Source organism: Lysinibacillus sp. FSL K6-0102 (assembly GCF_038003545.1).
Classification (GTDB): Bacteria; Bacillota; Bacilli; order Bacillales_A; family Planococcaceae; genus Lysinibacillus; species Lysinibacillus capsici.
Genome location: NZ_JBBOPH010000001.1, coordinates 1,511,384 through 1,532,970, shown reverse-complemented (window position 1 = coordinate 1,532,970; position 21,587 = coordinate 1,511,384). Strand labels below are relative to the sequence as shown.

The 21,587-nt window shown below is 28.7% G+C and carries 46 protein-coding genes and 1 pseudogene; 1 reads left to right on the top strand and 46 read right to left on the bottom strand.

Annotated features, from left to right (window positions below):
• Position 1: 1 nt before the first annotated feature.
• From NYE73_RS07505 to NYE73_RS07495, 3 genes are all read right to left on the bottom strand, one after another.
• On the bottom strand, positions 2–298 hold the full coding sequence (locus tag NYE73_RS07505) for a hypothetical protein (RefSeq protein WP_340815358.1): 297 nt from the start codon (positions 296–298) through the stop codon (positions 2–4).
• A 37-nt stretch (positions 299–335) separates the two neighbouring features.
• Positions 336–578, bottom strand: coding sequence for a hypothetical protein (locus NYE73_RS07500; RefSeq protein ID WP_340815357.1), 243 nt, complete (start codon positions 576–578; stop codon positions 336–338).
• Between the two features lie 72 nt (positions 579–650).
• Positions 651–1,046 carry a hypothetical protein gene (locus tag NYE73_RS07495; RefSeq protein WP_340815356.1) on the bottom strand — a complete coding sequence of 132 codons (396 nt, stop codon included), beginning with the start codon at positions 1,044–1,046 and terminating at the stop codon, positions 651–653.
• Between the two features lie 89 nt (positions 1,047–1,135).
• On the opposite strand from NYE73_RS07495, the gene NYE73_RS07490 reads away from it, so the two are divergent.
• Positions 1,136–1,297 (top strand): hypothetical protein, encoded by a 162-nt coding sequence (locus tag NYE73_RS07490; RefSeq protein ID WP_340815355.1) that lies wholly within the window; start codon positions 1,136–1,138, stop codon positions 1,295–1,297.
• 36 nt (positions 1,298–1,333) lie between these two features.
• Here NYE73_RS07490 and NYE73_RS07485 read toward each other — a convergent pair whose 3' ends face one another.
• From NYE73_RS07485 to NYE73_RS07275, 43 genes and pseudogenes are all read right to left on the bottom strand, one after another.
• Positions 1,334–1,540 carry a hypothetical protein gene (locus tag NYE73_RS07485; protein ID WP_340815354.1) on the bottom strand — a complete coding sequence of 69 codons (207 nt, stop codon included), beginning with the start codon at positions 1,538–1,540 and terminating at the stop codon, positions 1,334–1,336.
• 25 nt (positions 1,541–1,565) lie between these two features.
• Positions 1,566–2,192: a sigma-70 family RNA polymerase sigma factor gene (locus NYE73_RS07480; RefSeq protein ID WP_340815353.1), complete on the bottom strand. Its 627-nt coding sequence runs from the start codon at positions 2,190–2,192 to the stop codon at positions 1,566–1,568.
• Positions 2,193–2,203: 11 nt separating this feature from the next.
• Positions 2,204–2,461: a hypothetical protein gene (locus NYE73_RS07475; RefSeq protein ID WP_340815351.1), complete on the bottom strand. Its 258-nt coding sequence runs from the start codon at positions 2,459–2,461 to the stop codon at positions 2,204–2,206.
• 89 nt (positions 2,462–2,550) lie between these two features.
• The gene (locus NYE73_RS07470; protein WP_340815350.1) at positions 2,551–2,754 is read right to left on the bottom strand and encodes a hypothetical protein; all 204 of its coding nucleotides are present in this window, start codon (positions 2,752–2,754) and stop codon (positions 2,551–2,553) included.
• A gap of 153 nt (positions 2,755–2,907) precedes the next feature.
• Positions 2,908–3,168 (bottom strand): hypothetical protein, encoded by a 261-nt coding sequence (locus NYE73_RS07465; protein WP_340815349.1) that lies wholly within the window; start codon positions 3,166–3,168, stop codon positions 2,908–2,910.
• A gap of 60 nt (positions 3,169–3,228) precedes the next feature.
• Positions 3,229–3,594, bottom strand: coding sequence for a hypothetical protein (locus NYE73_RS07460; RefSeq protein ID WP_340815348.1), 366 nt, complete (start codon positions 3,592–3,594; stop codon positions 3,229–3,231).
• Positions 3,595–3,844: 250 nt separating this feature from the next.
• Positions 3,845–4,069, bottom strand: a pseudogene (locus NYE73_RS07455) (ASCH/PUA domain-containing protein); the annotation flags it as partial.
• Between the two features lie 77 nt (positions 4,070–4,146).
• A complete protein-coding gene (locus tag NYE73_RS07450; protein WP_340815347.1) occupies positions 4,147–4,572 on the bottom strand; it encodes a hypothetical protein in 426 nt (141 codons plus the stop codon).
• 29 nt (positions 4,573–4,601) lie between these two features.
• Positions 4,602–4,820: a hypothetical protein gene (locus tag NYE73_RS07445; RefSeq protein ID WP_340815345.1), complete on the bottom strand. Its 219-nt coding sequence runs from the start codon at positions 4,818–4,820 to the stop codon at positions 4,602–4,604.
• Positions 4,821–5,094: 274 nt separating this feature from the next.
• Entirely contained in the window at positions 5,095–5,334 is a 240-nt protein-coding gene (locus tag NYE73_RS07440) for a hypothetical protein (RefSeq protein WP_340815344.1), read from the bottom strand.
• A gap of 29 nt (positions 5,335–5,363) precedes the next feature.
• On the bottom strand, positions 5,364–5,756 hold the full coding sequence (locus NYE73_RS07435; protein WP_257521573.1) for a hypothetical protein: 393 nt from the start codon (positions 5,754–5,756) through the stop codon (positions 5,364–5,366).
• A gap of 342 nt (positions 5,757–6,098) precedes the next feature.
• Positions 6,099–6,548 (bottom strand): hypothetical protein, encoded by a 450-nt coding sequence (locus NYE73_RS07430; RefSeq protein ID WP_340815343.1) that lies wholly within the window; start codon positions 6,546–6,548, stop codon positions 6,099–6,101.
• 264 nt (positions 6,549–6,812) lie between these two features.
• On the bottom strand, positions 6,813–7,796 hold the full coding sequence (locus NYE73_RS07425) for a phage lytic cycle repressor MrpR family protein (protein ID WP_340815342.1): 984 nt from the start codon (positions 7,794–7,796) through the stop codon (positions 6,813–6,815).
• A gap of 2 nt (positions 7,797–7,798) precedes the next feature.
• A complete protein-coding gene (locus NYE73_RS07420; RefSeq protein ID WP_340815341.1) occupies positions 7,799–9,139 on the bottom strand; it encodes a hypothetical protein in 1,341 nt (446 codons plus the stop codon).
• A gap of 63 nt (positions 9,140–9,202) precedes the next feature.
• Positions 9,203–10,255 (bottom strand): tyrosine-type recombinase/integrase, encoded by a 1,053-nt coding sequence (locus NYE73_RS07415; protein WP_340815340.1) that lies wholly within the window; start codon positions 10,253–10,255, stop codon positions 9,203–9,205.
• Between the two features lie 106 nt (positions 10,256–10,361).
• Positions 10,362–10,616, bottom strand: coding sequence for a hypothetical protein (locus NYE73_RS07410; protein WP_340815339.1), 255 nt, complete (start codon positions 10,614–10,616; stop codon positions 10,362–10,364).
• Positions 10,617–10,646: 30 nt separating this feature from the next.
• Entirely contained in the window at positions 10,647–10,922 is a 276-nt protein-coding gene (locus NYE73_RS07405; RefSeq protein WP_340815338.1) for a hypothetical protein, read from the bottom strand.
• A 49-nt stretch (positions 10,923–10,971) separates the two neighbouring features.
• Positions 10,972–11,643 (bottom strand): hypothetical protein, encoded by a 672-nt coding sequence (locus NYE73_RS07400; RefSeq protein ID WP_340815337.1) that lies wholly within the window; start codon positions 11,641–11,643, stop codon positions 10,972–10,974.
• Positions 11,644–11,692: 49 nt separating this feature from the next.
• Positions 11,693–11,917, bottom strand: coding sequence for a hypothetical protein (locus NYE73_RS07395; RefSeq protein ID WP_340815336.1), 225 nt, complete (start codon positions 11,915–11,917; stop codon positions 11,693–11,695).
• Positions 11,901–12,065 carry a hypothetical protein gene (locus tag NYE73_RS07390; protein ID WP_340815335.1) on the bottom strand — a complete coding sequence of 55 codons (165 nt, stop codon included), beginning with the start codon at positions 12,063–12,065 and terminating at the stop codon, positions 11,901–11,903. Before NYE73_RS07390 ends, NYE73_RS07395 begins: the two co-directional genes overlap by 17 nt.
• Positions 12,066–12,083: 18 nt before the next feature.
• Complete coding sequence (locus tag NYE73_RS07385) at positions 12,084–12,434, bottom strand: hypothetical protein (protein WP_340815333.1); 351 nt, start codon at positions 12,432–12,434, stop codon at positions 12,084–12,086.
• A gap of 36 nt (positions 12,435–12,470) precedes the next feature.
• Complete coding sequence (locus NYE73_RS07380; protein ID WP_340815331.1) at positions 12,471–12,623, bottom strand: hypothetical protein; 153 nt, start codon at positions 12,621–12,623, stop codon at positions 12,471–12,473.
• 29 nt (positions 12,624–12,652) lie between these two features.
• Entirely contained in the window at positions 12,653–12,970 is a 318-nt protein-coding gene (locus tag NYE73_RS07375) for a hypothetical protein (protein WP_281114914.1), read from the bottom strand.
• 26 nt (positions 12,971–12,996) lie between these two features.
• Complete coding sequence (locus NYE73_RS07370; RefSeq protein WP_340815329.1) at positions 12,997–13,314, bottom strand: hypothetical protein; 318 nt, start codon at positions 13,312–13,314, stop codon at positions 12,997–12,999.
• Between the two features lie 50 nt (positions 13,315–13,364).
• Entirely contained in the window at positions 13,365–13,679 is a 315-nt protein-coding gene (locus NYE73_RS07365) for a hypothetical protein (protein WP_340815328.1), read from the bottom strand.
• Between the two features lie 42 nt (positions 13,680–13,721).
• A complete protein-coding gene (locus NYE73_RS07360) occupies positions 13,722–13,919 on the bottom strand; it encodes a hypothetical protein (protein WP_340815327.1) in 198 nt (65 codons plus the stop codon).
• Positions 13,920–13,946: 27 nt separating this feature from the next.
• Positions 13,947–14,183 (bottom strand): hypothetical protein, encoded by a 237-nt coding sequence (locus tag NYE73_RS07355; protein WP_340815326.1) that lies wholly within the window; start codon positions 14,181–14,183, stop codon positions 13,947–13,949.
• A gap of 90 nt (positions 14,184–14,273) precedes the next feature.
• Positions 14,274–14,468: a hypothetical protein gene (locus tag NYE73_RS07350; RefSeq protein WP_340815325.1), complete on the bottom strand. Its 195-nt coding sequence runs from the start codon at positions 14,466–14,468 to the stop codon at positions 14,274–14,276.
• 34 nt (positions 14,469–14,502) lie between these two features.
• A complete protein-coding gene (locus NYE73_RS07345; RefSeq protein ID WP_257521555.1) occupies positions 14,503–14,817 on the bottom strand; it encodes a hypothetical protein in 315 nt (104 codons plus the stop codon).
• Between the two features lie 42 nt (positions 14,818–14,859).
• Entirely contained in the window at positions 14,860–15,261 is a 402-nt protein-coding gene (locus NYE73_RS07340) for a hypothetical protein (protein WP_340815322.1), read from the bottom strand.
• A 37-nt stretch (positions 15,262–15,298) separates the two neighbouring features.
• Positions 15,299–15,472 carry a hypothetical protein gene (locus NYE73_RS07335; RefSeq protein WP_340815321.1) on the bottom strand — a complete coding sequence of 58 codons (174 nt, stop codon included), beginning with the start codon at positions 15,470–15,472 and terminating at the stop codon, positions 15,299–15,301.
• Between the two features lie 209 nt (positions 15,473–15,681).
• Positions 15,682–16,899 (bottom strand): RNA-guided endonuclease InsQ/TnpB family protein, encoded by a 1,218-nt coding sequence (locus NYE73_RS07330; RefSeq protein WP_340815320.1) that lies wholly within the window; start codon positions 16,897–16,899, stop codon positions 15,682–15,684.
• Between the two features lie 37 nt (positions 16,900–16,936).
• Positions 16,937–17,134, bottom strand: coding sequence for a hypothetical protein (locus NYE73_RS07325; protein ID WP_340815319.1), 198 nt, complete (start codon positions 17,132–17,134; stop codon positions 16,937–16,939).
• 129 nt (positions 17,135–17,263) lie between these two features.
• Complete coding sequence (locus NYE73_RS07320) at positions 17,264–18,799, bottom strand: DUF4942 domain-containing protein (protein WP_340815318.1); 1,536 nt, start codon at positions 18,797–18,799, stop codon at positions 17,264–17,266.
• A 42-nt stretch (positions 18,800–18,841) separates the two neighbouring features.
• Positions 18,842–19,015 carry a hypothetical protein gene (locus NYE73_RS07315; protein WP_340815317.1) on the bottom strand — a complete coding sequence of 58 codons (174 nt, stop codon included), beginning with the start codon at positions 19,013–19,015 and terminating at the stop codon, positions 18,842–18,844.
• A 14-nt stretch (positions 19,016–19,029) separates the two neighbouring features.
• Positions 19,030–19,224, bottom strand: coding sequence for a hypothetical protein (locus NYE73_RS07310; RefSeq protein ID WP_340815316.1), 195 nt, complete (start codon positions 19,222–19,224; stop codon positions 19,030–19,032).
• Positions 19,225–19,269: 45 nt separating this feature from the next.
• Positions 19,270–19,530, bottom strand: a complete 261-nt coding sequence (locus NYE73_RS07305; protein ID WP_340815314.1) for a hypothetical protein — start codon at positions 19,528–19,530, stop codon at positions 19,270–19,272.
• A 49-nt stretch (positions 19,531–19,579) separates the two neighbouring features.
• Positions 19,580–20,035, bottom strand: a complete 456-nt coding sequence (locus tag NYE73_RS07300; RefSeq protein ID WP_340815313.1) for a hypothetical protein — start codon at positions 20,033–20,035, stop codon at positions 19,580–19,582.
• A 29-nt stretch (positions 20,036–20,064) separates the two neighbouring features.
• Positions 20,065–20,364: a hypothetical protein gene (locus tag NYE73_RS07295; RefSeq protein WP_340815312.1), complete on the bottom strand. Its 300-nt coding sequence runs from the start codon at positions 20,362–20,364 to the stop codon at positions 20,065–20,067.
• Positions 20,365–20,535: a hypothetical protein gene (locus tag NYE73_RS07290; RefSeq protein ID WP_340815311.1), complete on the bottom strand. Its 171-nt coding sequence runs from the start codon at positions 20,533–20,535 to the stop codon at positions 20,365–20,367.
• Between the two features lie 41 nt (positions 20,536–20,576).
• Entirely contained in the window at positions 20,577–20,702 is a 126-nt protein-coding gene (locus tag NYE73_RS07285) for a hypothetical protein (RefSeq protein ID WP_340815310.1), read from the bottom strand.
• Positions 20,703–20,742: 40 nt separating this feature from the next.
• Positions 20,743–21,006, bottom strand: a complete 264-nt coding sequence (locus tag NYE73_RS07280; protein ID WP_340815309.1) for a hypothetical protein — start codon at positions 21,004–21,006, stop codon at positions 20,743–20,745.
• 33 nt (positions 21,007–21,039) lie between these two features.
• Positions 21,040–21,438: a hypothetical protein gene (locus NYE73_RS07275; protein ID WP_340815307.1), complete on the bottom strand. Its 399-nt coding sequence runs from the start codon at positions 21,436–21,438 to the stop codon at positions 21,040–21,042.
• Positions 21,439–21,587 lie beyond the last annotated feature (149 nt).

Sequence of the window (21,587 nt, the reverse complement as noted above, 5' to 3'; positions counted from 1 at the left end):
TCTATTCTCCTTCTCTACGTATTAAATGTGGTTGTACTCTTGACTTAGGTAGGCGCAACAATGTTATTAGACTAAAATCATCTAGAACATTTTCTCCTTTAATTGCATCTTCTGGTATCCAAACTTCCATTTTAATTCGATGATACCCTTTATATTTTCCAGTCTTACTAGGAGCATGTAGAGAGCAATTTCCTGACATAGGTGCTAATAGAAGCATACTATCGGGCTTACTGTTCTTAACTTGCTTTGTTACCTTCATTACTGTTTCATCCATCACATCAAAGATCACATTTTGCATATGTATTTTCCTCCGTTCTCTTCATAAAAGTGAATTATTATTTAAACTTCCAATGTTTAATATTGCTTGAATCAAAGTAGTTCCATTTAGTATTACTAAGCATTAAATCTAATGTGTACTTTGATTCTTCCTCTGTCATGTTTGGATTAACTTTCATCCATGTATCAATTAGTAAGTTGTTATCTGTCTGGTGCAGCATAGCCATTTTACGAATCATAAGTAACTCTTTATCACTAAATTTCAATTTAGTATTACTCTTTGCTGTTTTTATCAACTTCATAGCAATATCTCTAATTCTATTTTCCTCAGAATAAGTGAATTTGTAACTCATTTTTTCACCCTTTCATATTTATTACTGAATGCTAGTATTTAGTAGCTCTTCTTGATTCAACAGTAACTTTTTGATAAATGACTCCAAACCTTTTCGGACATAGTTTTTATTTTTTAATATTTGATCTGCTGCACTACAATAAAATTCCCAATTATCATATTCATCAATTGTAAATTTAGCTACCTCGTTATTATCTAAAATTTCAATGTCGTTATCGTAGAACATTTTCAATAATGATACGATTTCTATAGAAGCTAGTTCTTTAGCATGTGATATCTCGTCAGTCAAAAACTGAATATGTGCAATTACATTACTTAAATATTCTGGTCGTAGTTTACTGCTAAATATCACATCATAACTCTCTTTCTCTTTTGCGTAATAATGAGTTAACTTATAATTAATTGGCTTTGTATTCATTTAATTTCCTCCGTAATCGTTTTATTTGAAAATTGCTAATGTGAAATGCTAACATAACTGTGATATAAGTTGTAAAGGATTGATTATGTATGACTGAAAAACTTAATACAAATACAGTTAATTGTGATGAGCATCTTGCACTAAAAAACCTGTTCAATGAAATTTCTGATGATGAATTAGAGATAGCTAAGAAATATATTGAAGCACTACAAAAACTTAATAATAAGCCTGAGAATAAACCTAAAGGATGATATCATCCTTTTTTTTATTTCTATAATATAATTCTTTTATAAAATTACGTAGTTACTTAATTCCTCTTCTTTTAGATGACCTAAAACGTATCTAACATCAGGTTCTTTATTTTTACTTCGAAACAAAGCTACTTGTAAATATTCGTTTTCATCTTTAGAGCATACCTTTGCTATTTCTTTATAAAATTGACCAATTCTATTTCTATTATTTAAATAAACTTTATAAACAACATTTACTTTCATTACTATACCCTCACTTTTCTTTTATTTAAGAAACAATCTCACCACTTGAATAATGATATATGTATTCACGAATATGCTCTCTGAACAAAGTTGTTGTATAATGAACTGTTCTTTTACTAATTCCTATTAATGGCGCAACTTCATTTGACGTTGTCTCTCTAAGTAATAATGGTAACAAGTAAGGATGATATTTTTCATTTATGAAAGATTTTGCATAATTTATTGCGTTATGTAGATATTTAAAGTCTTTCTTATGTAGTACATCTCTATCTGATACATCAAGTATGTCAATTAAACTTGCATCAACATCTTCATTAATTTTTTTATTTAAATACAAAAATTGATATTTTGAGACATCTCTTTTTTGATAGGTTTCAGTTTTAATAGTTTTAAGAATTTCATTTTTCATTAAAGAAACGCAATAGGTAGAAAATTTATTATTCTTTAATACATCAAATGTTTTAGCTGCCTTTATAAAGGCATAATAGCAATCACTAATTGCATCATCTCCACTAATCGTTTTTACATTTCTAAAGAGTTTTGTTACATCATTAATTAAGCCACTATTCCTTTTATACAGTTCTTCAATTGCTAATTCATCATATTCTTTTTGGTAGTACTCCACTAATTCCTCATTTGTTAATTTTTCCATTAGTTTTCCCTCTATGTATAGTAATTCTCTTTATTATTTAGCAATCTACCCTTACTTGGTAATCTTACACTCATTACCCCATCTACTTTCAACAGCTCATTCTTCTCTTTATATGTATCGATAAATAAAACATTAAGTACTGACGATTTATATGTAATCGAACCTAATTCATTTAACTTTTCAAGAACTCTATTATCTCTAAATGTAACTATAAATTGATGCGTTGATTTCCTATTGAATTGCTTCTTCTTACTCCAATCTTTCGCCATTTAATTCACTCCTTTATATTGTATATAACTAAGTCTCTCTTGCAAGAGTACCTATTCAAAATAAGCACTCTTGCTAAAAAATTGACTTTTTATTTCTGTTTCCAAATACCTTCATTGATCACTTCAGCTTCATTTTCAATATGAAATGACTCATTTGCTATACTAAGATTTATTTCAGCCATCTCCTGATACCCTATTTCCATTTGCTTGATCCATGCTTCTTTTAGCTTGTCCTGTATTCTGGAATCTTCACTTAACTGTTTTATTTCTTCAATCATTTCACCCATCTCCATTCATTATTATGTATTTATTAAATTAATCACCGACAATTTGCTACATAACAACTTCACTACTGATTGAGAATGGATTTACATTCCTTTATTTCTACTAGAATATGTATATCTTACTATATTAAGTTTAAATAATCAATAGTTTTATGTATTTATTTAATTAATAATTATAAAAACTTTTTCTTCATTGGTTTCACACTTCAATACAACTGTATCAAAGTTACCCTGATCAATATATGGTTTTAATTTTTCCAACATACTCGTCCATTGCAATTCATCATCTGGATTAAAGTTATTAGGAAGTCCAATGTTCATAAGATCAGCCATTTCACCATTTCTAGCTACATCTTCTGCTCGTGATAATTCTATTGTATAAGTAATAGATTCATTTACTGTATCGATATGTTCTAATTTCACCTCTAATACTCCTTTCTCTTATGATAATATTCCACTATTATTTAATATCATTTTCAGAGATTACTTTTCGTATTTAGCCTTTAAACGTGCATACTCAGCGAGTTCTTTAACTTCTTGCCTCTTGCGTAGTTCCTCTTTTTCTTTTTCTTGTTTGATTCGTTGTTCTTCTTTATATTTTTCAATATCAAAAATACCTAACCTACCTAATTCATTACGTATCCATTCATGTCTTTCAAGGACTTGAATTACAGAATGAGGGTACATAACCCTTACCCTTGATTCTTCTGCCATTTCGTCATAATCAAACGTTGCCATTATTACACAACCGTCTTCTGTTGCTAATGTAATTTGTTCAGCAAACTGCGCCATATGTGAAAACACAATTTTCTTACCAACTAAATCTTTATAATCTGTTAAAATATCCATCTACATATATCATCCTTCCTGTACATTTTCTTTTCGATTAATCTTCATTCCAAAATTCCATATACCAATGTTGGTCTGATTCTGTTAACCCACGTCGTTCAATAAGTTCGTCAATAATTTCCCAAAAAGTATTGGTTACATCCCTATCTCCTGTTCCGTACAAATGCATGTGAGCAATGACTTTCTTAAAAACAGCCTTCTCTTTCTCACTCATGTTCAAATAAAAACCAAAACTAACTGGTACACTTTGGATTGACATGACAACATAACCTTCTTTTTGCTCGTAATTTGTCATGTAGGCGACTTGTTGTAATATTTCTCGTCCTGTGAATTGCTCTCCAGTATATTCTTTTAGTAACAGAAAATCTCCAACTTGAAAGTTTCGGTCATTTTTACGAATTTCAAAGGTTTTTAGCCCTTCATTAACTCCCTCAAAATACTCATTTAAAATTTTTAATTCATGAACTTGGTTCATATCTTCTTCCTTTCTGTTTGTTTTTTTATAATTAAACTATGTATTTTTTAAATAATATAGTGGTATTATTGAAGCTTTCACTCTTCTTCATACTCGTAATCATACACTTGTTCATCATAAGCCTCTTTCAACAAGACACATAAATCTTCAAATGAATATCCTGATAACGCACCATACTGAACATAATCTCTACAAATATCTGAGAATTTTTCTTTTACTTCTAGCATTTCAATTTTACTTTTATCAACTTTCAATTTATCTTCATATTTCTTACGAATCTCTAGTTCCTTTTCATACTCTTTTTCAAGTTCACGTTTCATTTGTTGCTCAATCTTGGCTTGCTCACATGTGCAATAATTTCTTGTACCGCAATAATTACCATGTTCATCAAACCAATCGTCTATCACTAGAGCCTCGTTACCACAGTAAGTACATGCTGATGAACTTCCAATATGTACAAGAGCTGTAGAATAGTTATCATATCCACCTAAACGTTCAGCCATAATTAATTCCTCCATTTATGTATAGTGTTTTAAGCTTTCTTTTTAGTAATATTTCCACGCTTAACTTTTCTTGCAGCCTTCATATCTCTACTTTTACTTCCATATGGCGTACGATCTGGATTGCCTAAATAACCGAATCGTCTACGTTTAAAATCAGTTTTTTCTGCAACCCCGATTATTTTATCAAACTTAAGCTTGTCCCTCGCATATTGTAAAGCATCTTCTTTACTCTCCGTCTTTACATTCATGTTATATTCATTCCCATTTAAAATTAACGTAACTATGTATTGATTCATTATGTATAATCTCCATTTTTAATTTAGTAATATCTATATATTATGTTATTATGTATTTATTTAATATCTAACTTCTTTTACTGCTCCAACACTCAGCATGTATTTTGTATAACAAATTGAATCACAGTATAAATTTGAATCATCAATAAGGTATTCATCTTTTCTGGTTAACTCATTAGAACAATCCTTATTCGCACAACAACCAATCACATTAATATCGTGATATTTATTCAGATTCTTCACCCTCTCCAACTTTGTTATTTTCTTGGAGTGGATTGTATTCCCTTTGTAGCTCAAAATACTTGAATCCTGCCCCTACTTTAATGTCAACCATCTGTTTAACAAACCATTCACATTTAGCAATCCAAGTCTTCATACTGTCATCATCTTTAAACATTGATCCATTATCATAGTCATCAATAATATACTCAAATGTATTTCGTAAATTTACAATATCTTTATTCATTTTAATCTCACCTTTATGTATATGTATTTTTAGATTACTACTCTTCTAAGTTTTGTTTGCATCATCTTTCGACATTCTGTATCAGCAATTTTAATTCTATAATGTTTTCTGTTCTTCCACATAATATTTGATTTTGTCACCTTGAGTAAATGTGCTATGTATCGATAATCCTCATTACTAAACTTCCCATGTTTTACTCCAAATACTGTAACTAATGAATCTGTATAGATCGTCACCCCTTCCCAATCTTTCTTTAAAACCATTTGTAGCGCTTTAATTATGGTTGTTGCTTCAGCTTTTGTAGAAGAAGAATCAAAACCTATAAAAGTTCTTCGCTTGATTTTATTATTTCCTTTCATTACAAAATAGTGATGAGTTGATACACCGTCTTTGTAACTACTGTCTGTATAAATTTTTAACATATGATTACTCACCTTCCTTATTTAAAATTTAAATCCATTAACACTCAATATATGTATTTTGATCTAACTTCGAATTACTTAATAAATCATTTATGTATAATATCCAATCGTTTGCATCCTTTATTGAATTGTATGTTTTTTCATAAACAAAACCATCTTCATCTCTAATTTTGTATCCCTCTCCACAAATATTTGATATAACGAAAAGATTATTTTTAACAGATGTACATAACATTTTAAAACCACCTTTATGTATTTATTTTAATTATATATTTATTGATGTGATATTGGCGCTCTGTACCATTACCACATCAGTTTTTCACAAAGACAACATAATAAGTCTCACCCCTTGATTTTCCTTAGCACCTCATAACTTGGATAGTTAACATTTAAGTATTTTTTTATCTCCTCTATGTTAGATGCACCATCAGTTTCAATTGTAGTTAAATCTTCTGTATTATACAAAAAAATATTACTATGCATCAATATTAAAGTATAATCTCCTTTTCCATCAATTCTTATCATATCTGTCATGTCAAACAACTTATTATTAGATAGATAGTATTTTACTTCTGGTGTCCGTTTAAGAATACTAATTACATCTCCATCTTCAGTTATTTCTGCGATTTCAACAAAATGAAAATCTGTACAGTCAGAGATTAACTTATTCCCTTTTACATTTGTTACGCTTAATCCGTTAGTAGGTATTAAACCATCATAAAGCGCTAATAACTCTTCTGGGCTATTGTTCTGAATTACTACATCAGATTGAATCTTTGCTACTATTGTCATAATCATATACTCCCCCTTTTGGCTTATACATAGTATAAATAGTTACTTTATTAATACAATTTTACCAATTGTCTAAAATAATGTCAATCTAAAAATGAAAACATTTGTTCGTATTTTTGTTCGATATTTTTTAAGAACATTTAAATAGTTATTTTCTTTCTCATAATTTATATCCTCTTAAAAAGTATCGAATATCATTAATATATTTATATATTTATATGTATAAGAGAGCTGAATGATAATTTCATTCAGTCTTTCTATTCTTTATATCTTAACCTCAAAATGCCCATATTCATCTTGCATGAAATCAAAATCCATTGTTTCTCTGATTCGTTGAAGCTGAGGATATTCTTTATTGTTAGATATTATAGTACTCAAATTGTATTTTTTAACTAACTCTTCTACAATGTTTAAATCAAAAACACGTTCGCCTTTTTTATTCATCCATTCATTTGCATAATACATCATTCCAGAAATCTCAATAGTTGTTGCAGTTACGTTACTGTCCTCAAACGTATCTTTTATTCTCTGCATAATTATTGTACTAATCATGGATGCTGTAATACGAATATCATTGTCTTTTCCCAGTCTATTCTTTCTAAATACATATTCGCCATCAACTAGTCGAGTCATTTTTCCACTTGGACTCTTTATTTCTGTAGTATTATAAGTTTTAATTAGTAAATCGTGCAGCTCTTTTGATACTTCAATTTGTCTACTATCTAAATTTATTTCATCCGAAAGTACATTCAAAAAGTATTTATCATCTTTTGTGATAATGTCATCAATTCTTAAATTTCTTATTTCAGAAAAAGATGATCCAACTATTCCTTCAAACAACAAAATTACAATAGCTTTATCCCTGTTATTATCTAGTAACTCAATTTTATTAAGAAGTTCTTCTCTAGTATAATAATGTTTACCAGCATTCCAAACATAAGTAGAAACATACTCATCATTAATTACATCAACAATTGGATGTGTTGGAGAAGCGCTATGACCATTATCGATAGCCCATGTTATATAATTTTTTATAGTATTAATAAATATAATTGCAGATCTCTTTGTCTGTCTTTTTGCTTGTCTAAATAATAAATCTAACATGGAATTATCCATATCATATAAATCTGTTTCATGTTTTCTTTCAAATGATTCAGTACGATTAAAGATGGAGTAATAAGTCTTCTTAGATGAATCTGATAAATTTAATGTTTCAAGAAATGATTTCTTGTATTCCTCGTTATACATAATCACTTCACGCCTTTCTTATACATATCTGTAAATATCTTAATCAAAGCTTTTCTATCTTTAACATTTAACTTCATTTTTCCACTAACTATCTTGCTTAATTTAGATTCTGATTTATGGAATTCATTAATATCGATAATGTCTTCTATTTTTTCAAATGGAATTTCATTATCTTTCATTAATTTAATTAAATGTAGATGACCTTCAAATACATCAGCGTCAAACAGTAGACTGTAATCACTTACCATATAGTTTTTATATATACCAAATAGATATACTAAATATTCATTTATAGCTTTTGCAAGTTTTCTTGCATCTAATATACTATCTAACTTAAATACATTGTTTATTTGAGTATTAATTATTTTATAAGTTGTAAAGTCACTACCTTTGATAGAAGATTTCGCATCACTTGCTGATGTTATTCTATTCTTTAGTTGCCCTTCTGCTTTTAAAATATTCACTACTTCATTTGAATATGATTTACTATCTAATTCTTCTACTCGACTTCTTGATAGTGGAGTATGTTTATCTAAATCAACTTGATATCTCTTAACTTCTACATCTGATTTATTTGAAATTATTACAGGTAATGATCCTTTTATATCTGATTCTTTGTTATATGCACTATAGTTACCAAGTATTCTGTGAGTACCATCTACAATATCTAATACTGTTCCTTCATTTATCAACAAGGTATGTTTTTTATCATCATATACTAATTCTATACCTTCGAGAGCTGTCATTTGATGTGCATTCAAAGTAATTGTAGTAGGTTTGTTTATTCCTTTTAAAACTTCTTTACTAATTTGTGCAACCTTGCTTTGGTAAATAATTGGTTTTTCTATTTCGACTCCAAATCTCATTACTTTTTTCATACCACGTTGTACATTAGCGTTATAATCTAACTTCCCTGATTTATAAAGTCTCGCCAACTCTTTTCTTGATAAAACAAGACTATAATAACCGTCACCTAAATCACTCACATTATGAATTGTCATTGGAAAATCAATAATATCTGTTGATGAAGATCCTACAAATTGATATCCGCCAATTTCTTTTTGTTCACGATCAGTAAACCATTCATTCATCCATTCACTCTGGTTCATTCCTAATTTAACGACTAATTGCTGCCCAAATAATGCAATCTCTTCAAATTCTAATTTACTTACATTATTAACATTATTAAATAAGGAATAAATCTTAGCACTTTCAATACCATGTTTGCTATTTAGGTGTTCGACAATTAAATCTACTTCATCTTTATCTACATTGGATGAGAAAGCATTTATTAAACTTTTAACTTCGATCTCTAATTGTTCATTATCTTTACCTAATTTCATTAATTTCCCTCCCTTAATTACAAGAGATATTTTATCATCTAGTAATTAATTTTTCATTAAATATTACATATTATTTTTCTTATTTTTTATTTTATTATTTAAAAGTAAAAGCATTTCTGGTCTCATTTCACTCAATGCTTCTAAGAGGAGTTCATGCGATACTGTTTTATAAACCTCATCTTCAGTATTTAATTTAGCAGAAATTATTCCTGTAACATTTAAATTAGTTAATCTAAGATACCTCATAGTCGTATTAACATTACTGTGTCTAGCTTTCTTCATTGCAGTATCAATACAGTTATTATTATTTAAGTAGCACATTGTTACAGCTAATTTTTTAAATGAATGGAAAGAATATTTAACTCCAGTATCATTTAAAAGTTCGTTACCCCTATCCATCATACCAGTTAATTGTTTATATGTGAGAGTAAACAACTTATTTTCATTTCCTAAACTCTTTAATTGTAAAAGTTCCTCATATAATTCTTTATTTATTTTATCAATCCACTCTTTATTACCTTTTCCTTTTTTACTACCATGTGATTTCATAATTACACCATCTTCGACAACTGTAAAGTTACTCCACTTTAACTCTAATAATTCTGTTGCTCTTAGAGCAGTTTCGATAGCTAATTTAATTATTAATTGTTTTTCTAACCCCTGATCCTCGCCTCTAAAGTAAGTAGAGTATTTCATAGCTAAATCAAAAGGTATCATTTCAATCTCTTCTCTTGTATCTGGAAAGAATTTTAGTAGTGATAGCTTATTTACATCGTATGAAATTATATCCCATGCAGCTAAAAACTCAATGAACTTCTTTATAACAGAAATGTGTTTGTTGATTGTTGAATTTTTGTGTTTTGGTTCATCTTCACTATTTACTTCCTCATGTAATGTATTGAAGTATTCTTTTAATACATGCACTGTCATACCTTCAATATCAGAAACAGTTATGAATTTAAAGTCACCTTTATCTAATGTATCTTTAAATAGTTTATTCAAGCTGCTTTTGTAGCTCTTATAACTGTGTATTGAATTTGATTTGTATTCATTTAAGAAAGCTTCAATATGATCACCGATATAATTTTCCATCTTAACTGTATTCAAAGCTACCACTACAACATCCCCCTTATACTGTTAATAATAAGAGTATAAGCCATTTTTATTACAAAGTAAAGAGATTTATGTATTTATTTCATTAATATGTTCCTTTTATTAAATGTTACTTGTAACTGTAATACCCATCTTCCTTACCAAATTCCTCTTCTCCGCAATAAATACACTGATCATTATCTTGACTCCATATTCGATGACAACCAATACAGATATCATTGGTGTTTTCTTCAATAAATCCATCCTTAATCAGCTTATCAAACTCTTCTGAAGTAATTCCAAAATTTTTAACAATCGTATTTTTAGTAAATCGTTTTAACACTGGATTTCTCGATAAGAACATTTCTTGTCTTTTATTTGACATACATATCATCCTTTCATAAAAGTTAAATATTTAATTTAACCATTCATTAGTTGCTACAAAATCATTTGCATTCTTACATACTATATCTTTAGGAAAGTTCAACCACGAAGAGTCTGTATATAAATATTGAACATTGTCTAATTCTAAAAATAATCCTTCAGCATCCATCGTATTGATATAACAACCTCCATACGTTCTCCCTTCTGTATCATGAATATTAGTAATGACATTTTCTACTCCATCTGGTTTAATCATTACCATTCCTTTTGCGAAAAACCCTAGTTCTTTAAATGTATTATTGCTCATAATTACACTTCCTTTTTCGGTTTGTATAATACTTACCTTTTATTTAAATTTAATCTAAAATTTCAATTTTAACTTTCTTTCCATGTACTAAAAATTCATCTAAATCTACGCCATTAACTCTGAAAATTTGACTGTGTGAACAACTTTCCCAAGTATTTTCTATAGTACCTTCTAAATTTTTGATGAAAATTGATTTTACTTGATTAACTATTTCTTCCCAATTGTCATCATACTTAAGTTTCTTATCAAATACTTCTCCGTCCTTAGAAAATCTATAATAAATTTCTGAATTACTATCATGACCTCCCGTATGAATTCCAGTAATTACAAATGAGTCATTATCGATATTATATTGATTCAGTAGTCCTTCTAACAATTTTGCATTCTTATAATATGAAGATACATATTCAATCATGGACTCTAAGTTTTCAAATGTATTGTAGTCATAATAATCAAAATCAACAACTTTCCCTACAACTATATCCTCACTATCTAAACACTCCTGTTTATCATTGTAATAACTTAAATCAATGATGATTCTATCTTTATCATCTTTACTAATTGAATTGACTTCTACTAATGGAGCTGCCCTTTTAATTTTATCAATAATGTCTTTGTGATCATCATTTTCAACAGTCATTGAGTAATTAGATATTAAATGATCAATTAATGCCTCCTTTGTTTTAAATGTCTTATTATCAAGTTTAGAAAAGTATTCCATAATTTAAATTCCTCCTTTTATTATGTATTTAATAATATTTAGTTATTAATCAAACTATATTATGCCCTTTATAGATAGTATCCATATATTTCTTCATATCAATTTTCTCATTGATCTCTGACACTTCGTCTTTTTGATAGCTAGTTACTATTAATTTACTTCCATAAATTCCACGATTAAAAAAATAATAGTCTCCATCAATGAATTCATATCCATTTGCAAAAACGAGATTTATTACCCCATCAGCCATTATTACCTCATAACCCTTTTCCATATAGACACCCTTTCTTCTGTTGCGTTATTTGGCTTTTTAAGCCTACATAATCATGGATATCAAATAATAAACTGTCAAATTCTCTTTTGGAGCGACGATTGAATAGTTCTCCATTTAATCTAATATTAACTTTATAGTATGTTTTCATCATATCCTCTCCTTCTTATCACTTATTGTTGTCTACGTAACTATTTTTATTTATGTATTTTCTAACATACATTACTACAAATAAATAGCTTATTGGGTTATTTATTTTCATACCAGTTCCTTTAAATTTGATAATACCTGCATGATACTCATTTTCATCTTTGAGTATATCTTCATCAAACAAACTGTATTTGAAAATATCCCAAAATCTCCAGTTCGTGCTAGCAAACTCCCTTTTAAACTGTCTATACCCTCCCCATTCACTATCATTTGAATAACTTTTAGTCATTGAAATGTGAGTCATCCAAGGTATACAACTAAAGAATAGTGAAATAATAATTGTTGCAAATAGTATCATAATAATCTCCATAACTACATCTCCTTTTTCTTAATAGATTCCTTTTATCTATTCTTTCTCAATATCTGCAAATTCCATATTGCTTTCTGATAAAGATTCGATTTTAACATGTCCTGAAAGAATTAATACCTTTTCAAATTCTTCACTACTTATATTGTTGAAATGATCTTCGATCTCATTTAACTTTTTAACAATATCCAATATTGTCACCACCTTATAATATATCTCTTTCATTTAAATCTAATATCTCGTTCTACATCACTTTTACCATACAAAGTACCATATGATGTTCTGAACCAAAGACCATCTTCATTCTCCTCCTCTAATTCATAACGGAAGAAATGTCCCATATCTTCAATTTCACTTACACGTACAGGTAACCACCAATCACTCCAACCTCCACCCATACTTCGTCTTAAAAATACTTCTTGATGTAGTTGTAATAACGGTTCTTCTTTACCTTTGCTTTCACATTTCTCAGCTTTTCTAAGATCATTATATTTTTCATTACAAATCTCACATTCATAACTAGTGACTGTTTTTACCATCGATTGATCTCCTTTCTTAAGTAATGCTATTTACTCCACTCTATTTCTTCATAACTGTGATATTCCCTAAAAACTTCATCAAAAGCTAAAAAACTAACAGTTACTACCTCGTTATCTACTTCATATGGTGCTGATTCTAAGAATACTTTTTGTTCACCAAAATCAACATCGGTCACTAAGTACTCTGTTCCGTAATATTGGACAGAAAGTGTATGTTTTTCTGAAGGCATTGAATATAATTGATAAAACTTATTCATCAATTCTACTTCTTTCTGCTCAATCTCATACTTTTTCTCTTGAAGATCTTTAAGTTCTTTGTTAATTACATCTATTGTAACCATCACAACCATCTCTCCTTTAAATAATACATCTGTTTTATGTAATTGATTGTTTATTAAAATTTAATACCATAATCCCCTATTTCTCCTTGCGGAACACCTAATAACGCTGTGACTCTTCTTGTGAAATCTCTATTGAAGTCATCGTATTCATACCACTTTAATTCATTGATAAAAGAAAATGAAGTGTTTAAATTAAACTCATCGATCATTTCCTTTAATAATTTGTTATAACCATATGATTCTTCTATTACTGCATAAAATGTCCAATATGTTATTTGGTGTTTAGGATTGTACAATGAAATTAGCCTATTCTGAAATTCTTTAGCGAAAGAGTAATCAATGATACCCACTTCTTTTGTGAAATCCATCTCAAATACATCTCCTTTTCTTTTATAATAGACGGCTTTTATTTAAGCTTTTCTATAAATCAATAAAGCTTTTTCAGTACCATACATCTCATAATCGTGATGGTAAGTGTTTGTATACTTAATATCTAATACTATTATTTTTGGATTTTCTTTAAAAAATTTGTTTAGTTTACTTTCAACATCACCGTCTGTATAATTTGCAAACTCTTTAGTTCTCAACCCATCAGCTAATCCATACATAATATCATCCTTTATTTTGTATATTTTTTAAAGTTGAATTTCTAGAACATCATTTAATCTATCAAAATTCTTATCATCTAAATATTTGTTAATTAAATTCTCTTTATTGTAGATCATCATTTCTGTAATCAATTTATTTGTTTCAGGTTTGAATTTATCTGGAATACCATACTCCCACTTTCTTGATCCTTGCGTATCTAAATCAAAATTCTCTGTATTTACCTCAATAATTATCAGATCTAAATTGTAGCCTAATTTTTTCATTTCATTATGTATTATCGGATTAATAAACTCATATGTATTAGATATTTCAAAGAACTGTCTCAACGACAATCTTACAAACTTATTACCACTTTAAAAAACAAACGTATCAGAAGGATTTTCTAATTGCTGCGTGTTGAGATTTATTATTATTTCTTTATCTTCCGTAGGAATGAAATGATAAATTAAACCATCTCTCAAGATTGATAAATATTGATGTGCAAATACAATTCTTAATTTATCTCCAGTTACCTTTGTATAAAATGGTTTCAAATATTGAACTTGCATAATCTCATCTCCTTTGTTTTATAAAATGCGACTATCATTTAATCTTTGTAGTAAAAAACCTCTTTAACCAATCATCATTATCCTCATTATTAACATCTTCTGTAGTCAAAAAGTTATTTAACGAAGACTTAACTAATGAATTCATATGATTCAATTCAGTTTCTATTTTAATAAACTTCTCATAATTATCTTCATATTGTTTTTGCATCTCTTTAGCTACCCATTCAACATTAGAAATTAAATCTTCAATTCTCCAGTTTTCAGATTTAGCAGCACTTATGAAGGTCAATAATTGGTCTGAAGAGTCTTTAACATTGTACTTAAATATTCTACTTATCTTTTTATCCATCAAAAACACCTCTTATGTATTTGTTTATATAAAATGAAATTATTATTTAATTTCTTTTGATAGTAGTCCTAGTAATATCTCATCTTTTTCATCAGGACTTAAATTATCTATCATATCTTTTAATTGGAATATTTTATCTTCATCGTATTCCTTTAATTTTTCATCTGAGTAATTCACTATTAACTCTGCTAAGTCATTTTTATTTTTGATTTTTAAAGCCTTACATTTTGAAGTAAATACCCAATCTCTTTCAGGATCTATTGAAAAAACTTTGAAATGCCCACCTTCTCCTATAGTATCGATACTGTAATTATTAATTTTGTCTCTGAACGAAATATTATGATATGGTAAGGATTTATTTATTTCCTCTAATACTCTTTCTTTGCTTCTTTCAATAGCATTAAGATCAACAATGCGAGTACTGAATAAACTTTGAATTAACATTTACGTTTCTCCCCTTTATGTAATATACGAATATTATTTAACCCTCCAATTTCTGCAAAGCTTCAACAAATTTAGAAACTCTGTCACAGTTATCATAAACAATTAAAGCTTCATTTCCATGTTGAATATAAGTTTCAATTGACTCCTTTTCATACTCAAAGCCTAAGAAATGTTTCATGCTGTTAATTTGATTCACTGTAGCTTTAAACATATAGCATAGATGTCCTTCTGCATATTCACAAATTCATAAGTAGACATAGTATATTTTCTTTCAAACTCACTTAATTTTTTCTTTGATGTTTCAGGTTCTATGTGAAAATTTTCTTTTGGGATTACCTTTTTTAACTCAGTTACAATCTGTAAAATATTCACTGTTTTTTCCCTCTCCATTATCTTATAAAAGCATGATTTCATTGAAAGTCAGACGTATCTAACTTCTTTATTAGGTGCAATATTCAACCTAACTGGAATCAATGATAATCCCTCTATACTCTCATATGAAAATTGAGCATTACATTTTCTTAAAATATTGTAGCTGCCGTTTACATCAGCATTGATCAATTTGCCGTTTTTACTCCGATACAATCCTCTTGTTATTCTCTCACCACTAAAGTTGACACCTTTCTTTGCCTCATCATTATCAATAAAACTAGCTTTACTTGTATATGATTCCTCTACTTCAATAACTCTGATACCTACTTCTTCACCTTTGTATTTCAACATCTGAATTAGTCTTTCGTGAGGTAATTGTATAAATTTCTGATTAGACTTTTTATTCATGGTTGAATTACGCTTCCAATCTTTATTCTTACCTACTACAATATTTTCAATGTTATAAGATTTACAGTAATTAGTAATCCATCTACTAATGATGTGGAAATGAGTTTCTATGATGTTATTTCTCTTAAAAGAAATTCTCTTCATTCTGTTACTTGTTATGTTTCCTACGTATGAACGAGCTTTACCTAGAATTTTGTTATAGTATTGATTAATAGATTTCAATATCTTACCATTTACAATAATAGGCTCTAATCCTATATTGTTAGTCAATGTAGCAAGATTATCTACTCCTAAATCAATAGCTAGATAATTATTGTTGTATGTTTCTTTTTCAGGAACTTCAATCTGATAGTAAATACAAATTTTATAACATGATCCATAAGGTATTATTTGCAACTGCTTAAATTGTTCTTTGGAAATAAATGATTCTATATAATTATCAGATTTAGGGAATTTAAACTTTTTGTCTAACAACTTCATTTGCTGATAATCAAAAAACACAATGTTTCTACCGTTTTTCTCTTTGTATTTTGGCAACGATGGTTGTCCATTATACTTGTGTATATTGTTCTTCCAATCGTTTATAGCTCTAAAGAAAGATTTCCAATTCTTTGATAACTTCATAATAATTTGTTGAGATGTTTTCGCAGGAAGCTCTTTGAATACCTCTTCTGTTTTCAATAACTTGTTATAATCATATGCTGATGACAACCTTCTTGTTTCAATAAATTCTTTTCTCATCATATAGTTCGCATAATTATATAAATTCTTTGATTTAAAACAAACTTCATCGCAGTATTTAAATAATCGATGATTCCTTTTAATGATGTGCGTTTCACATCTGTACTCCTTTTTCATAAATATCACCTCCTATTTTTTAAATAATATATTGGATTCATTTAATCACTGTCTTATATGCGTCAGCTAAATGCTTTTGCTGCCCTTCTGAATATGTAGGATTAAATTCATTAGCAACTTTCTCTAACCTTCCTGCAACATCAATTAAGAAATTAATGTCCTGATAATTGATCTCATGCATTAATCCATTTTCTGATAGTTCTTTTATGTATTTAATTCTTTCTTGTTCATTCATTTTGAATCACTCCTTATTTTATCTACCTAAATATTACCACAACAATAATGCAAATACAACTATTATTATGTATTTATTTAATTAAAAGACGTAAGAAATTTAATCCTACGTCTCAGTTGTTTATTTTATCTATATAGCATAACTCAGTAAGTTTTCTGTATTAATATTACCAAATTCCTTCATTACAAATTCTTTAGCTTTAGGATCATTCATTTCTTCCTCTTGTGGCAACCAATTGAAATGTTGACCACATACATAGTTAAATTTTGAGAGAGTGTCTAAATCTTTGAACCAAATATGTATTGTGCCTTTTTTGAATATCTTAAATTTCAACCAATCGGTTTCAAATTCATTATTACCATCTGTTTCGAATTCATTATTGATTTCAGAATTAAATAACTGCATCATTTTCACAATATCATCTATTAAACTTTTAATCTTATAATCAATTTTATTATACGAATCCTTAATCCAAGCCCCAAACATAAGATCAAACCCTCCGTAATTAATAGGAATGATTATCTTAGGATTAACTTTGAATGCATTATTAGTTTTCCATCCATTGTAATAATGTAGGTTCTTGCTATACTCATTCATATGATATCTTGTAATACGTTCAAACAAAGCAACGCAGCTATCTATCAGTAAATCCTTTTGATTGTATTGCAATGACATAATTAACATTTCAATATTCACCATGTTAATTTCCATATTTTCAGCCATAGCAATTTGCTTTTCTAATTTCTCAATACCTCCATTAGTTAGGATGTCTCTAATCTTCTTTGTATTTAAAATTTTTCTCCAATACAATGATCGTAATGAGTGTATTTCTTGATTCAATAATGCATATGTATATTCTAATTTATTTACACCTAACATACTGTGATCAAATTTGTTAACACTTTCTAAATAATTCAGAAATTGTTTTCGTTCATGCATCTGAACATAGGATGATTTAATTAATTTTACAGCTTGTTCATATTCATTTACATATCTTTCAATGTCATCTAACCGTTGCTGTAGTTCCTGTGAATGCACTTGTGTAGAAAGTCCACGTTCTATGTTTGTGGTGTCTTTCTTTTTAAAACCCTTCATTATTCGATCATATAAATCACAACCTTTAGTGAGTGTGTCAACATTTAAGTATATCAATGCTACTTCTACGTCTGTTTTACGCTCGCTGTCAGAAAAAGCATTATGTCTATATTCAATTTTAGCATTGTATAATTCTAATTTATTCACTAACAATTTTCTTTCATTTGAAAATGGATTCTTAATTGTTTCAGCATTTACAATCGCAAATACTTGGCAATTTGTACTGATTTGTTTTTCTGCTACCTCTATAGCTTTTAATAAGTGTTTAGCGCCTTCATCGAAAGGTGGATTCATGATAATGTCAGTATACTCCTTATGTGATTCAAATGTAAGAAAATCCTCCCATATCACATTATATCCTGAACCAAATAACAAATTTCGTAATTCTGGATCAGTTTCAATAACATCAATTTTGTAAGTTTGATAATGACGTTTTCGTGATTTTATGTATTTTACGATATCACCCTTACCTGCTGATGGTTCTAGAATATTACTTCCTATACTTCCACCTAATGAAAGTAAGTCTCTACACACATTATCAGGTGTAGGATAAAAGTTTTTATTGAACATATACTCCTCCATTTATGTATTTATATTTATTAAACAAATATATTATTTAATTCTAGCTTGTAAAACTTTTTCTTGGCGATATTCATTATCGATTTCAATAGTTGTTCCGTCAGTAAATTGTATCTCTATTAAATAAATATCATCACCTACATAGTGAGGGATTGCTTCTTTTATTGTCTTGTTTTTGATTCCTTCTAATACTTCTGGTGTCCACATATCCATACTCCTCTCTATTTATTTTCTAATCTAAAACAATAAAAATCGTCATCGCAGCCATCATGAGCAACTACTACTTCATTTTTCATCAAGCATTTACCCTCACCTGCAAAACCTTTATCAGTTCCTTCATTTTCATCTTGATAGTGAATACAGAAATCGCATATTCCACCTAATTCTTCGCACTCTTTATCGCAATATTTAGCCATAATAAATTAACCTCCTACTTTTTATAAAACTTGACTATTATTTAACTATTTTACACATCCATAAACATCAACTATCGATTTACCTGCAAATGTTCTATCTATAACTTTATATTTTCCGCCAATTGACTCGCAATCTATCTCTGACTCTTTGCTTGAAATAGTAGCGATAACCAATAAACCAATCATAAACAATATCGTAAATAAAATTACAGCAGCTACGGTTATGCCAGATTCATCTAACCATTTTTCTTTTGGCTTATGCTTATTTTCCTCTTTTCGTTTCTTTTGAAAATACATACTATCCATATTCACTTTCAACTCCTTTTCATTTTTATAAAAGAATCATTTTATCTAATTACCGAGATATTACTCTTTGTAAATCAAATACAAACGACTCAAACTTTCTTTTGTTGAACTTGATAAACCGTACAACTTCACCATTTGATTTTAATTGAGTATACGGAGCTTCTATACTAATAATTCCTGCTCGAATAGATAAACTTCCATTATTGTCGAACTCTTTATCATAATAATCATCGTAATCAGCACCAGTACTATCTGCAACTTTAGGTTCGAAACTAGACCAACTTTCATTAGCAATTTTTTCACAATACGATATGAATTCTTCAAAATCCTCTTTTGAGAAATTATATAATTTATGTAATTCCTTGATGCAAATATATTCGCTATGTTTTTCACCATAAGAATTTGGTTTGGATATGTCTACTTTGCCTTCGAAAAATACTGCTGATTTTCTGTGTTTTACAATTAATTCCTGCCCTTCTCTATCCTTAAAAGCAATTTCTTTCATTATGTATTTCCTCCTTTAATATAGAATATTTACGCTAAATGCATTTCTTTACGCTCTTTACAGTCCCATGATCTTTTATAGTTATTTCGCTTATCCTTCTTACCTCGAATTAGTTTACCTTTACATGACGGACAAATGCCTTGACGTATGTTTGCACACCTAACATCTTCTCTTCTAATAGCTTCTCGATTATGATTCATTTCTAGTTGCTCTTCTTTTGTATATTTTTCATTAAAGTTTCTATTTGCACTCAACATCATAGCTACAATTGTAGATAACGGGTTTGAACCTATATCACTGACAATCTTATCTAACTCTCGTGTATCCATTTATTCATTCTCCTCATCTTCAAGTTTAATTTCATATACGAAATACATGTCAGGTAAGTATTCGTTCAGCTCATCTACATATTCTTTAGCATTTTCTTTACTTTTAAAATATTTATTTAATGATGACGACCCACTACCCATAAACCCTTTACTTCTTATTTCATAAATCAACTTTCATTCCTCCTCAACTTTTAATAAAACTCCTCTATTATTTAATACCTTAACTGATCTATCACTTCTTCCTTTGTATCTCCGCAATAAATACAAATTGAGTAAACGTATAAATCACCTGTACCATCTGCCGTACTGCTGTATTCTTCCCAATCGTGATTACACATAACTGATTCCTCCTTTTTCAATTCATAAAAAAGCCATTTACTATACTCTCATTGCTTTTTCATTTAACAATGTTAACTCATCACTTGGAATTTCATTGAAATCATTTGGTAAATCTCCACCATATTCATCCACACAGTTATCTGTCACTTCATAAATTGCATATGAACCGTCTAATTCTTTCTCATTTATCAACGATAAATAAGCTACGTTTCCAATTTTATGTCCTGCTGTATCGATCAAATCATCAACATACAACCACTCAAAATCGCCACGTTCTACGTACACTAATTTAATTTGTGCCATCTTTATCTCTCCTTTATAAAATGAACATTTTAACTAAACTTTAACCCCAAAATAATATGTATACTTATATCCTCTAATACCCCAATGGTCATTCTTATATTTATCATTCGTTTCTACAAACGTATATTCATTTAACTTATTAAATTCATACATTACTTTCTTAAAGAAGTCCTCATTTCGATCTTTCCTATTTAACATTTTTCCTAACTTTCTGGATTTGGATTTATATTTAGTGAAGTATTCAATTGAACTACTTGGAGTAATATAATCCTCATCGTTAACCCATTCTGCAATAATCACATATGCTGCATTATCATAATTACTCTTACACATATACTTGTACATATCTTTTGCTAATAGCTTTGCTACACGTTCTGGAGTCGCTTGTCGTTTTAACCTGTTATAGTTACGTTTTTCAAATTTGTCAACCACTCATGCTAAAGGAAACATTAACTTATAATATGTATTAATTGATTTTGATTTAAAATTTTTAATCTTCTTATGTGTTGAAGGTTTCATATCAATTCTCCTCAATTATGTATTTTTATAATAAATCACTTTTATAAAACTTTATAATTTAT